This is a genomic window from Proteiniborus sp. DW1 (assembly GCF_900095305.1).
Lineage (GTDB): Bacteria > Bacillota > Clostridia > Tissierellales > Proteiniboraceae > Proteiniborus.
Genome location: NZ_FMDO01000031.1, coordinates 68,326 through 81,983 on the forward strand (window position 1 = coordinate 68,326; position 13,658 = coordinate 81,983).

Annotated in this window: 13 protein-coding genes; 12 read left to right on the forward strand and 1 reads right to left on the reverse strand. The window is 32.3% G+C overall.

The features are described 5' to 3' along the window. Positions 1–6: 6 nt before the first annotated feature. Positions 7–1,098, reverse strand: a complete 1,092-nt coding sequence (gene ychF / locus DW1_RS08070) for a redox-regulated ATPase YchF (protein WP_074350101.1) — start codon at positions 1,096–1,098, stop codon at positions 7–9. 149 nt (positions 1,099–1,247) lie between these two features. On the opposite strand from ychF, the gene DW1_RS08075 reads away from it, so the two are divergent. The 12 genes from DW1_RS08075 to mraY all read left to right on the forward strand — a co-directional run bounded on the left by DW1_RS08075 (position 1,248) and on the right by mraY (position 13,656). Then, positions 1,248–1,742 (forward strand): YhcN/YlaJ family sporulation lipoprotein, encoded by a 495-nt coding sequence (locus tag DW1_RS08075; protein ID WP_074350102.1) that lies wholly within the window; start codon positions 1,248–1,250, stop codon positions 1,740–1,742. Positions 1,743–1,841: 99 nt separating this feature from the next. Beyond that, positions 1,842–3,029, forward strand: coding sequence for a ferrochelatase (locus tag DW1_RS08080; RefSeq protein ID WP_074350103.1), 1,188 nt, complete (start codon positions 1,842–1,844; stop codon positions 3,027–3,029). 16 nt (positions 3,030–3,045) lie between these two features. After that, complete coding sequence (locus tag DW1_RS08085) at positions 3,046–4,320, forward strand: EF-P 5-aminopentanol modification-associated protein YfmF (protein WP_074350104.1); 1,275 nt, start codon at positions 3,046–3,048, stop codon at positions 4,318–4,320. Positions 4,321–4,326: 6 nt separating this feature from the next. Next, complete coding sequence (locus DW1_RS08090; protein WP_242942459.1) at positions 4,327–5,613, forward strand: EF-P 5-aminopentanol modification-associated protein YfmH; 1,287 nt, start codon at positions 4,327–4,329, stop codon at positions 5,611–5,613. A gap of 84 nt (positions 5,614–5,697) precedes the next feature. Then, positions 5,698–6,450, forward strand: a complete 753-nt coding sequence (gene lgt, locus DW1_RS08095; protein ID WP_074350105.1) for a prolipoprotein diacylglyceryl transferase — start codon at positions 5,698–5,700, stop codon at positions 6,448–6,450. A gap of 132 nt (positions 6,451–6,582) precedes the next feature. Further along, on the forward strand, positions 6,583–6,732 hold the full coding sequence (locus tag DW1_RS08100; RefSeq protein WP_074350106.1) for a Spo0E family sporulation regulatory protein-aspartic acid phosphatase: 150 nt from the start codon (positions 6,583–6,585) through the stop codon (positions 6,730–6,732). A gap of 228 nt (positions 6,733–6,960) precedes the next feature. Continuing rightward, on the forward strand, positions 6,961–7,392 hold the full coding sequence (gene mraZ / locus DW1_RS08105; protein WP_074350107.1) for a division/cell wall cluster transcriptional repressor MraZ: 432 nt from the start codon (positions 6,961–6,963) through the stop codon (positions 7,390–7,392). Positions 7,393–7,447: 55 nt separating this feature from the next. Then, positions 7,448–8,380, forward strand: a complete 933-nt coding sequence (gene rsmH / locus DW1_RS08110; RefSeq protein ID WP_074350108.1) for a 16S rRNA (cytosine(1402)-N(4))-methyltransferase RsmH — start codon at positions 7,448–7,450, stop codon at positions 8,378–8,380. Positions 8,381–8,410: 30 nt separating this feature from the next. After that, a complete protein-coding gene (locus DW1_RS08115; RefSeq protein ID WP_074350109.1) occupies positions 8,411–8,878 on the forward strand; it encodes an FtsB/FtsL family cell division protein in 468 nt (155 codons plus the stop codon). 12 nt (positions 8,879–8,890) lie between these two features. Beyond that, positions 8,891–11,068 carry a stage V sporulation protein D gene (locus tag DW1_RS08120; protein WP_074350110.1) on the forward strand — a complete coding sequence of 726 codons (2,178 nt, stop codon included), beginning with the start codon at positions 8,891–8,893 and terminating at the stop codon, positions 11,066–11,068. A gap of 119 nt (positions 11,069–11,187) precedes the next feature. After that, positions 11,188–12,645 (forward strand): UDP-N-acetylmuramoyl-L-alanyl-D-glutamate--2,6-diaminopimelate ligase, encoded by a 1,458-nt coding sequence (locus tag DW1_RS08125; protein ID WP_074350111.1) that lies wholly within the window; start codon positions 11,188–11,190, stop codon positions 12,643–12,645. Positions 12,646–12,693: 48 nt separating this feature from the next. Further along, positions 12,694–13,656 carry a phospho-N-acetylmuramoyl-pentapeptide-transferase gene (gene mraY, locus DW1_RS08130; protein WP_074350112.1) on the forward strand — a complete coding sequence of 321 codons (963 nt, stop codon included), beginning with the start codon at positions 12,694–12,696 and terminating at the stop codon, positions 13,654–13,656. Positions 13,657–13,658 lie beyond the last annotated feature (2 nt).

Genomic DNA, 13,658 nt, shown 5'->3' on the forward strand with positions numbered 1-13,658 from the left:
CTGCTTTTACACATTAAATCTAAATACAACCACATCTCCATCTTGCATTACATATTCTTTTCCTTCAAGTCTTACTAACCCTTTTTCTCTTGCTTGAGGGTATCCACCGCAGGACACTAAATCATCGAAACTTACAACTTCTGCCCTAATAAATCCTTTTTCCATGTCAGAGTGAATTTTACCTGCTGCTTGAGGAGCCTTAGTTCCTGTTTTAATTGTCCAAGCTCTAGTTTCCTTTGGACCAGCAGTTAAGAAACTCATTAGACCCAATAGCTTATAGCTTGCACTAATTAGCTTATCAAGTCCAGACTCGCTAAGTCCTAAATCATTTAGGAAGCTTTTCTTTTCTTCATCCTCTAGCTCAGATATTTCTGCTTCTATTTGTGCAGATACAACAATCACTTCTGATTTTTCTTTGCTAGCATATTCTATTACTTGCTTTACATAGTCATTTTCTGGATTTGATAATAAATCCTCTTCTGAAATATTTGCTACATATAGGATTGGTTTATAAGACAATAGGTTCAACTCTTTAATAAATGCTTTTTCATCATCTGAAAACTCAATTGCTCTTACTGAGCTTCCGGCTTCTATAGTATCTTTTATAGTATTTAATATATCAAGTTCTTTTTGTAATGACTTATCTGCTTTGATTAATTTTTCTGTTTTTTGTATTCTTCTGCTTATAGCTTCCAAGTCTGAAAGCATAAGCTCAATATTTATTATTTCGATATCGCTAATTGGGTCAATTCTACCTTCTACGTGAGTGATGTTTTCGTCCTCAAAGCATCTTACTACATGTACTATTGCTTCTACTTCTCTAATATGAGATAAGAACTTGTTACCCAAACCTTCTCCCTTACTAGCTCCCTTTACTAGTCCAGCAATATCAAAGAACTCTATTGCAGTAGGTAGTATTTTTTCTGAATTATAAATCTTAGCTAGTACTTCTAATCTTTTGTCCGGTACAGCCACTACGCCTACATTAGGCTCTATAGTACAAAACGGATAGTTTGCTGACTCTGCACCAGCAGCTGTTATAGCATTAAAAAGGGTACTCTTACCCACATTAGGCAACCCTACAATTCCTAATTTCATTATTATCTTCCTTTCGACACTTTATGTTAATTAATTTCATGCACTAAGGTAAATTATACAACAATATTTTTGCCACATCAATTTAAAATAAGCATTTTTAATAATAAAAAGATATTTTTTTGGAAAACTAGAACTTAGGAGGTGTAGTTATGAAAAAAATAGTTCGTATGCTACATATAATTTCACTTATTTTATTAATTTCAGTGGTTATATCTGGATGTCAAGCTCCTAGAAGACCTGGAAATGATATAGGTTTAGAGAATGGAAATAATACAGACCAGGAGAGAACACAGCAAGAAAGTAGAGTTGTAGAAGTAAATCAAGAAGTCATAAAAAGCGAAGCAGCTGCAGATTCTTTAGTGGACTTGAGAGGAATTGTTGATGCTACTGTAGTATTTTGGGGAGATAAGGCACTAGTGGGAGTTATTATATCTGAAGGGATAATCGTTGAAGAAATGAGAAATGAAATAGAAAACATAGTAAAAGAGTCTAATCCGACTATTACGAGCGTAGATATTACTACAGATAGAAATATATTTGTAGAACTAGATGATGTTCAACAATCCTTAATAAGAGGAGAACAGATTAATAACATAAGTAAAGATGTTGAAAGTATATTGAATAAGATAAATAATACAGAATAACATTGAAAATCCAGTCTTATGATTGGATTTCTTCATATATCTGTTATTTGCTAAATAGTATAGTTATATAAACTAAATTGGTGTGGTGAATAAAGATATATGAAGAAGCTAATTTTTTTTAATAAAAGCTTAGTTTATGTTTTTGTATTTGTGTTTACTGCTATACTTTTTCTTGTTCTAGACGAACCAAGAGAGAGTATCTTTCTTATTCTTTCAACTAGTACTTTTCTAATGATGATAAAAGATAGAAAGAAAATATTTAAGGTAAGGCCTTTTTTAAATTTTATCATTATCTTTTTCCTATCCTATTTTATTTCAGTTATCTTAATTAGTACTAGAGGATATACTTTAAAATTAATGGCTACTGGGAGGAAAAAAGATGCTAATGGAAAAGCTGTGTTATTAGTATATGAGGGAGAACCTGAAATGTATTCCTTTAAAAAAGGAATAGAAAACATCAATATAAATGGAACCGGTAAGTTATTTTCTCCCTTTATTTTATTTGAAAATAAGAGATACTATCAGAGTATAGGTAAGAGTGACTACAAGAAAAACACTATTGGGGTAGCAACAGAGCTTCAAGCCTTATTGTCAAATGGGTTTAGAGTTTACTTATCTTATCTATATGACACCCCTTATATAGAAGAAGCATTGATTAATATAGCTAATGATGGTTATAAGGATGTAATAATTGCTCCTGTATTTCTGGTAGATGGGCATACATCTAGTGTTTTGAAATCAAGAGTAGAAAAGATGAAACTATTTAATTTGAATATCGATGTGAAATATATAGAACCATTGTGGGATAGTGAGTCATTAGTGAACTCCTATGAAACTATTATTAGGAGACGGCTAAATGAAAACAATCTTGGAAATACTGGAATTTTATTAATTGGAGAGGGTCAGGTTGGATACAATAAAAATAATTTTCTAAATGCTGTAAGAGAAGATTCAATGTTTAGAAATAGAATTAGGACTAAACTAATAGATGGACTTGGAATCAATGAGCATAAGATTAAATCAGGTTGGTTTAAATATATAGAGCCAAATTATTTAGATGCCTTTAGTGACTTACTAGATTACAATTTAGGAGAGATAATAGTTGTATACACAAAACCTTCAGTAACTAATATTGAAATTGCTACTATATATAAAAAAATAACTTCAAAGCAGGATATTCCAGAGGGTATAAAGGTAACTATAATTGACGGATTCTTAGATGATTTATTATTTATTTATGAACTAAAAAATAGAATTGAATTTACAAATCTTCAAAAATGGGATTAGATTAAGGAGGATATATATGGAGTACAGCAGAAAAGAGATTGGTGAAGGTATAGGAATAAACATAATAAATACAGACAAGTTTAAGTCAACCTTTATTAGCTTTAGTTTTGTAAGACCTTTATCAGATGTAGAAGCATCATTAAATGCATTAGTTCCTGCGGTCCTGAAAAGAGGAAGTATGAATTATAAGACCTCTATAGAAATACAAAAAAAGCTTGAAGAACTTTATGGTGCAAATCTAAGTCTTGATGTGAATAAGAAAGGGGAAAGGCATATAATTGAGTTTTCTATAGAAGGCCCAGAGGGAAAATATACAGGAGAAGAAAACTATACTACTAAGCTTTTAAATATTCTTATAGAAATTATATATAATCCTTTAATTGATAACGGGGCTTTTGTGGAGAGATATGTTGAGCAAGAAAAAGAAAACCTAGTAAAGAGAATCGAAGGACGAATTAATGACAAGAAGCAATATGCTTTTGAAAGAGCTATAGAGGAAATGTGTAGAGGCGAAAAATTTAGCGTATATAAGTATGGAGATGTTGAAAGTGTAAAGAAAATAGATAATAGAAGTCTTTATGCTCACTATAAAATGGTTTTAGAAACTAGTCCTATAGAAATAACAATAGTAGGGAAAACAGAAGATATAGACTATAAAAAGATTCTAAGTGAAAAGATAGATTTAAATAGAAAAGACATTATTTATATACCGAGAGAAAACATATCAAATAAAATGCAAGGTGGTAAAAGTGTCATATTTGAAAAAATGGATGTAAGTCAAGGGAAATTGATATTAGGCTATAGAATAAATATACCATATGAGGATAAATTGTTTGATGCTTTTATAGTTGCAAGTGAAATACTCGGCGGAGGACCTAATTCTAAACTCTTTATAAATGTAAGAGAAAAAGAAAGTCTAGCTTATTATGTGTATTCACAAGTGCTTAAGCACAAGTCCATTATGTTAGTATCTTCTGGCATTGAGATTGACAACTTTGAGAAGACAAAGGAAATAGTAAAGAATCAAGTAGATGAAATGATTCGAGGTAATTTTACTGATGAGGATATAAATGATGCTAAAAACTCAATCACGACTTCAATAAAGACACTACAAGATAATAACTATGCTGTAGCAGAGTTTTATTTAAGTAATGCGATATCTAATGATAATAGAACTTTTGATTCTTATGCAAGAAGTATCAAAAGAGTTACAAGAGAGGATATTATTAAATCCTGTCAAGAATTAAAGTTAGATACTATTTATTTCTTAACTAATGAAGACAAGAGGTGAGAGGAATTGAGAATAAATTCAATAAAAAGCAAAAGACTAAATGAAGAGGTACTTAGTGTAGAATTGAGCAATGGATTAAGAGTTTTTTATATGCCTAAGAAAAGCTATGTTAAAAAATATGCCATATATTCGACTAATTATGGTTCTATTGATAACACTTTCGTTCCAATTGGAGAAGAAAAGGTAATAACAGTTCCAGAGGGCATAGCACACTTTTTAGAACATAAACTTTTCGAGGAGCCGGAAGTGAGTATTTTTGATGAATTTGCTAAATTAGGTTCATACGTAAATGCATTCACAAGCAATAATCAAACTGCTTATCTTTTTTCATGTGTAGATGAGTTTGAAAAGAATTTAGAACTACTAGTTAAATTTGTTCAGAATCCTTACTTTACAAATGAAAATGTAGAAAAAGAGAAGGGAATTATTGAACAAGAAATCAGAATGTATAATGATGCTCCTGATTGGAAGGTATATTCAAATTGTCTTTCTGCCATGTATGTTAATCATCCAGTGAAGATTGATATTGCAGGTACTATAGAAAGCATAAAAAGCATAAATAAGGGGCTATTATATAGATGCTATAATACATTCTATAATCCTAGCAATATGCTTTTATTTATGATAGGAGATATTGATTTTAAAAAAGCTATATCTATAATTGAGAGATTACAAAGAAGTTCTGAAAAATCTGAAAAGAGTATATCAAGAATTAAGGTTCAAGAACCTAATTATATTAATAAAAGTATCGTAGAGGAAAGTCTAAGTGTTTCTATCCCTTTATTTTATATTGGCTTTAAGGATTTAGATATAGGATATGATGGTGAAAAGCTTGTACATAAAGAAATTTGTACAAATATTTTACTTGAAATATTATTTGGAAATAGTGCAGATTTCTATCAGGAGTTATATGAAGAAGGACTAGTAAATAACAACTTTGGATTTCAGTATTTAGGACATAAAGACTACGGTTTTGCCATATTGGCAGGAGAATCTAAGAATCCTAAGGAAGTCCATAAGAGGGCATTAGAAAACATAGAGTTAGTGATGAAGAAAGGTATTTCTGAAGATGATTTCGAAAGAACTAAGAGAAAACTAATGGGATATCATATTACGGACTTAAATTCTATTGATAATCTAGCTACAAGCTATATAAATTACTTTTACAAGAATTTTTCTATGCTTAAATATTTAGATGTCCTAGAAAGTATAACCATGTATGATTTAGAAAAAAGATGCGAAAATTTTTTAAATGAGAAAACTTGCTGCTTATCAATTGTGAATCCTAAGTAGTTTATTGACTTTATACTTAAAAAAAAATATAATTAAAGCTACTAGATGTATAGTGGCTTTAATTTTTACGAAAGGAGAGTATATATGGATCCAGTTGCATTTGAAATATTTGGGATTCCAATTAGATGGTATGGGATTATAATTTCTTTTGGATTATTAGTAGCTACGGCTATAGCAATGAGAGAAGCTAAAAGAGTAGGCATAAAAGAAGATGATATATTAGATTTACTATTATTTGCAGTCCCTGCTGCTATTATTGGAGCTAGAGCTTACTATGTTATATTTACCTGGGATGACTATAATGGGGATTTTATCAGGATGATAAATATTAGAGAAGGTGGATTAGCTATACATGGAGCCTTAATAGCTTCAATAATTGTTGGAATAATAGTTTGTAAGGTGAAGAAGATAAGTTTCTGGAAACTGGCAGACTTGGCAGGTCCATGTATAATCCTAGGGCAAGCTATAGGAAGATGGGGGAACTACGCAAATAGTGAAGCTCACGGTGGTCCTACTAATTTACCTTGGGGGATACTCATAGATGGTCAGAGAGTACACCCAACTTTTTTATATGAATCACTATGGAATTTCTTGGTTTTTTTATTTTTAATGTGGTATAGAAGAAAGAAAAAAGTGGAGGGAGAAGTTTTCTTACTTTATCTTGCACTTTATTCCGTGGGCAGGTTTTTCATTGAGGGATTGAGAACTGATAGTTTGATGCTTGGACAAATTAGAGTTGCACAATTAATTAGCATAGCAATAATTATAGTTTGTGCTATTACTTTCGTTGTATTTAGAAAAAAAATTGATTCCCGTAATGATGAGCAATCTGAATAATTGACTTTGAATTAGTTAATTTATATAACTTTTTTGACTGAAAATTATTGTAAATTATGATTTACCTACATTGACATCATCAGAGAAGTATTATAAAATCTTTACAGTATTTTGGAAAAGGGGATATGTCAAATGGGGATTGATGATGAAATTATAGCAATGAGGGACAAGCTCAATAAATTTATTTTGGAAGACAAAAGCTATGACCAGATATATACACTTAGCTTGGAATTAGATGAACTTATAGTCTCATATTATGAATTGCTAGATCAAGAAAATTGAGATAAAAACTAATATGAAAAATTTTTGTATTTTATGATGTTTAAGCTGCCAAATTGGTAGCTGATTTTTTTTGTTGAAAAGTGCTGACTTTTGGTACTAAAGAGCTATTAAAAAATAAAAAAAATATTTAGTTTTTGCAGGATTTTATGAAACGATATAGAAATAGTACTATAAAGTGGAGTAAAGTGGTACGAAGTGGGGGGTATTCCCTCAAATGGGGTGTAACATATGTTTATTGGTGAATATCAACATTCAATAGATAGCAAGGGACGGTTAATAGTACCTGCAAAGTTTAGAGAGGGTCTTGGAGATGTGTTTATCATCACTAAGGGCCTAGATAATTGCCTTTTTGTTTACCCTAAAAGTGAATGGACAATTTTAGAGGAGAAGCTAAAGCTCTTACCCCTTACCCGAAAGGATGCTAGAGCTTTTGTGAGGTTTTTCTTCTCAGGAGCTACAGAGTGTGAATTAGATAAACAAGGGAGAATTCTTATTCCTGGGAATTTAAGAGAACATTGTAAGATAGATAAAGATGCAGTAATCATTGGAGTTTCTAACAGAGTTGAGATATGGAGCAAGGAAGAGTGGGAACTATATAATGATGATGAAGATCTTAGTTATGAATCAATAGCTGAAAAAATGGCGGAGCTTGGTATCTAAGTCATATATGTAATTTAAGTAGTAAATAATAGATTTAAAAATATGAGGTGATGATATGGATTTTGAGCACATATCGGTATTATTGCAGGAATCAATAGAAGGACTTAATATCAAGAAAGACGGAGTATATGTAGATGGTACTCTTGGCGGTGCAGGACATTCAAAAGAAATAGTAAAGAGGTTGGAAACAGGACGCTTAATAGGTATAGATCAAGACATTAATGCCATAGAAAAAGCTACTAATGTTCTTAATGAATTTATGAGTAAGGTGACAATAGTACATAACAATTTTAAAAACATAGGTATCATTCTCAAAGAACTGAACATCGATGGAGTAGATGGTGTGCTTTTAGATTTAGGTGTTTCATCGCATCAATTAGATCAAGAGGAAAGAGGGTTTTCATACAATAAAGATTCATTTCTTGATATGAGAATGAATACTTCTCAAGATTTCAGCGCTTGGGATGTGGTGAACAAGTACACTAAAAAAGAGCTAGAAAGGATCATTAAGGACTATGGTGAAGAGAGATGGGCAGCCAGAATAGCAGAGTTCATAGGAGCTGAAAGACAAATAAAACCCATAGATACTACTGGGGAATTAGTAGAGATTATAAAGAAAGCTATTCCTAGTGGAGCAAGAAAAGACGGACCGCATCCTGCTAAAAGAACATTTCAAGCTATACGCATAGAAGTCAATAAAGAGTTAGAAATACTTAGAGAATCTATAATAAATGCAGTAGGAGCGTTAAACACCGGAGGACGAATCTGTATCATTACGTTTCATTCTCTAGAAGATAGAATTGTTAAAGAAACATTTAAGGAATTAAGTCTTGAGTGTATATGCCCACCAGAGATGCCTATATGTACCTGTAATAAGAAAAAAGAATTAAAAATAATAACTAGAAAACCTATTTTACCATCAAAAAATGAAATTGAAACTAATCCGAGGTCAAGAAGTGCAAAGTTAAGGATTGGAGAAAAAGTTTAATGTTCTAAACATTAAAAGGAGTGAATAAACTTGTTAGTAGCGAAAAAAGAAGTGTACTCATATGTTGAGGAAAGCCAAAAAGTTAGTACTAAAAGGGTTAAACAAAGTAAGAAAAGCAATTCTAATCTTAAAATCAAGGCATTTGGTTTTGCGCTATTAACTCTCGCTATATGTCTAGGAGTTTTATTTGGTTATGCTAAGATTACCCAGGTAAAAATGGAAATATTAAAGCTTGATAACGAAATAGTTCAATTAAAGAAACACAGGCTAGATATTTCCCTAGACTTGGAAAAGATTAAGGAATCTGGATGGATTGAAGCAGAAGCTGAAAGTAGACTTGGAATGATGTACCCTACGGATGAACAAATAGTATACGTAAGTGTTAATGGGTATGATATAGACAACAATAACAATATTGAAGAAGTAAATAGGGAAGAGAAGCTAACTTTTGTTAATTTATTTAACAATTTAGCTAGTAAAATATCTGATAAGTTTTAGGAGGTTAGTTTTGTGTCGTTACCCACTTTATCAACAAAAAGAAGGCTTATTGTTACTTTGCTATTAGTATCATTTTTAGTCTTCGCTTTGATCGTAAGATTGGGAATCATACAAGTTGTTCAAGGTGAAGAACTAAAAAAACAAGCATTGGAACAATGGACTAGGGGAATTCCAGTAAAGGCTGAAAGAGGACTTATACTTGATAGAAATGGAAAAAAACTTGCAATAAGCATTAGTAGAGATACTGTGTGGTGTAGGCCTATTGATATTAAGAAACCTGAAGAGGATGCAAAAAAAATAGCTGAAATATTACAGCTTGATGAAGATGAAGTATATAAAAAAATAACTAGTAAACAGAGTTTAATTAAGATAAAGCAGTGGGTAGAGAAGGAAGAAAGTGAAGCATTAAGAAAGGCTAATATAAAAGGTATAGAGATAGCTGAAGACAAAAAGAGATATTATCCATTTGGAAGCTTTGCAGCACATATAATAGGTCATAATAATATCGACCAAGTTGGGCAATATGGCATTGAAGCTGCATACAATAAATATCTGACAGGAACAGCAGGAAAATGGGTAAAAACCACTGATGCTGCAGGAAGACAGCTTCCATATGATAATGAAAAGCTTTATGAGGCTAAAAATGGCTTAAATGTTGTTTTGACAATGGATGAAACTATACAACATTTTGCAGAAAAAGCTGCACTAGAAGTATTAGTGAAACATAAAGCGAAAAATGTAGCCATCTTAGTAATGGAACCTAAAACAGGGGATATACTGGCTATGGCCAACAAGCCAGATTACGACCCAAACAATCCTACGCAGCCAACTAGTGAGGAGGAGGCCAAAGCTTGGGAAGGTTTGGTTCAAGAGGAATTAACTAAAAAATGGTTTGATAAATGGAGAAACTTTTCCATTAATGACGTATATGAGCCAGGGTCAACCTTTAAAATAATAACTGCAGCAGTAGGTCTTGAGGAAAATGTTGTAACTCCTAATAGCCAATTTTATTGTAGTGGTTACGTTAGACAAGTAAAAAGTGGTAAGCCTATAAAGTGTTGGAGATATTACAATCCTCATGGTAGCCAGAATTTTGTTGAAGGGATTCAAAATTCATGTAACGTAGTAGTTGTTGATGTAGGGCTAAGACTTGGTGCAGAAAAAATGTATGAATATCTGAGAGCCTTTGGATTTGGTGAATTAACAGGAGTACCTTTTACAGGAGAATCACCAGGGATAATACCAAGTGGGCCTAGTGCAATAAAGGATGTAAATCTAGCAACTATTTCTTTTGGTCAAGGAATTGCTGTTACACCAATTCAGCTTGTTACGGCTATATCTGCAGTAGCAAATGGAGGGAATCTAATGGTTCCCAGATTAGTGAAGGAATTAGTGGATGAAGAGGGAAATGTTGTACATGAATATAAACCTGAGGTCAAGAGAAAGGTTATCTCCGAGGAGACTTCGAAGACAATGCTAAAAATATTAGAGAGTGTAGTTTCTGAAGGGACGGGGAAGAATGCATATGTTCCAGGATATAGAGTAGGAGGTAAAACAGGTACTGCACAAAAAGTTATAGATGGACGCTATGCCGATGGTAAATATATTGCATCATTTGTAGCAGTTGCTCCTTCTAATGCCCCCCAAATTGTAGTAGCCGTAATTGTAGATGAGCCAAGTGCAGGGGGATATTATGGCGGGCAGATAGCTGCACCAGTTGCTGGTCAAGTAGTCAAGGATATACTAAATTATCTTGACGTTGAACCTCAATTCACAGAGGACGAAAAAGAAGATAATGAAAAGGAAAATGTAACAGTTCCAGATGTGAGAAATAAAAACATAAAAGAAGCTAGTAGATTAATTTTATCATTAGGATTAAAATACACTACAGATGCATATTTCATAGAGGAAGGTTCAGTTATTTTAGACCAATTCCCTTTACCTGGCTCTGTTGTTAAGAGAGGATCTAGTATTGATTTGTATATAGAATCAAAAAGACAAGATATAGAAAAAATAGTAGTTCCGGATTTGACTGGAGCCACTAGAGAGCAGGTAATTGAAGTTTTAAATCAATTAAATCTTAGATTTGAATTCTCTGGGTCAGGAGTAGTAGTTGGGCAGATGCCAAAGGCTGGAACAGAAGTAGATCTAAACTCTCTAGTAAATGTAAGATTTGACAATGTTAATTAGGATTGACTTAAGAGGCAACTTCAAGCAAAATGTTTGAAAGTTGCCTTTTAACTAGACTATATTCATTTGTAAATTTATGATATTATCTATAGGGTGTAAACTTTTGTGGGGTGGAGTAAATGAGACTTAGTATAATTATCTCAGGACTAGACATTGAAGCAGTAAGTGGGCACACGGACATTGATATTACAGGGATTGCATATGATTCTAGAGCTGTTAAAGAAGGGAATGTATTTGTTGCTATTGAGGGATATAAGGCTGATGGGCATGGTTATATAAATGAAGCTATTAAAAATGGGGCAAAAGCTATTATTGTCAAAAGAGATGTTTTTGTAAACTCTGATTTAACAATAATTAAGGTAAAAGATACTAGAAAAGCTTTAGCTAAAGTATCTTCTGGGTTTTATAATAATCCATCTGAAAAATTTTACTTAATCGGCATAACAGGTACAAATGGAAAGACGAGCACCTCTTATATTATAGAATCAATCTTTCGAGCAAGTGGAAAGAAGATAGGAGTTGTTGGGACTATAGGTTGTCAAATAAATGGAAAGTATATTAAAACTAAAAATACAACACCTGAGTCTTTGGAGCTTCAACAATTATTCAATGAAATCATAAAATCTAATATTGAGAACTGTGTTATGGAAGTATCATCTCATTCGCTGGAGTTAAGTAGAGTTGATAACACCGACTTTGATGTGGGGATTTTTACCAACATAACAAAGGAACACTTAGACTATCATAAGACCTTTGAAAATTACTATAATGCTAAGAAAAAGCTGTTTTTTATGACAAATAAGTATAATATTATAAATATTGACGATGAGTATGGTAAGCTACTTATAGATGAACTATCTAGAGTTAACATTCCATTATTAACCTACGGAATAGAGTCTAAGGCTGATGTATATGCAACGGACTTGTGCTTTAAAGCTACAGGTGTTAGCTATAAGCTTCATATTTTCAACAATGCTACTGATATAAATATGAAAATTCCAGGGATTTTTACAGTATACAATTGTTTAGCAGCTGCAGCTTGCGCACATGTGTATGGTATAGATATTAGCCATATTAAAGAAGGCCTGGAGAAGGTGGAAGGAGTTAAAGGTAGATTTGAGCTAGTTCCTACGAATCAAGATTTTACAGTTATTATAGATTTTGCACATACTGCTGACGCACTAGAGAAAGTACTATCAGCTATTAGTCAGTTTTCAGAAGGAAGAAAAATCATTGTTTTTGGAGCAGGCGGAGATAGAGATAGAACAAAAAGAGCCCCTATGGGAGAAGTAGCAGGAAGGTATTGCGATTTCTGTATTGTAACTTCAGATAACCCGAGAACAGAAGAGCCTCAAAAAATTATTGATGATATTATAGAAGGTGTAAAAAAGGTCAATGGTAATTATATATCTATTGTTGATAGAAAAGAAGCAATAGAATATGCAATTAAGAATAGTAAGCCTAAAGATATTATTTTATTAGCAGGCAAAGGTCATGAAACATACACGATTATTGGCGATAAAGTATTAAATTTTGACGAAAGAGAAATTGTCAAAGAAGCATTAAAAAAATTATAATGAACTTTTAGATAAATGAATTAAATTTGCATTTGGAGGAGAAGTAATATGTCAAACTACAAAGATATTATTAGAGTAATAGTTATATCCTTTACTATAACCTTGCTTTTAGGTCCTATTTTAATACCTATTCTTAGAAGATTGAAGGTAGGACAAAGCATTAGAGAAGAAGGACCAAAAACTCACTATAAAAAAAGCGGGACACCTACTATGGGGGGTATTATAATAGTAGGTGCCCTGTTAATCACAACTATATCATCTGGAATGCTTAACAGGGACATGATAGTACTATTATTATTCACTGTTGGATTTGGCCTTATAGGTTTTATTGATGATTTTATTAAGGTAGTGCTTAAAAGGTCTCTTGGGTTGAGAGCATATCAAAAGCTTATAGGACAGGTTATTCTAGCAATTATTCTAGCACTTTATACATCGAAGTACTCAGCCTATGGAACTGAAATCATTGTACCATTTTTAAATACTACGTTTGATTTAGGACGACTTTACATTCCATTCATTGTAGTAGTAGTGTTAGGCACAGTAAATGCAGTTAATTTTACTGATGGACTTGATGGTTTAGCATCTGGAGTCACATTAATTGTATTATCATTTTTTAGCTTAGTTTCACTAGATGCTGGTATGAACAGTATAGCTATTTTCTCAGCTGCTTTATCTGGAGCATGCCTTGGATTTTTAAGGCACAATTCATATCCTGCAAAAGTATTTATGGGGGATACAGGCTCTATGGCACTAGGAGGAGCTGTTTCAGCAATAGCAGTACTATTAAATCTACCACTTATCATACCTATAGTTGGAGGAATATACTTTGCTGAGATAGTATCTGTTATGATTCAAGTAACTTCATATAAGCTTACTAGAAGGAGAGTCTTTTTAATGACTCCAATTCATCATCATTTTGAGCAAAAAGGTTGGAAGGAGACAAAAGTAGTTCTAGTTTTTTGGACAGTCACAGTAGTATTATGTTTAATAGGAATATATAGTTTAAGTTAATC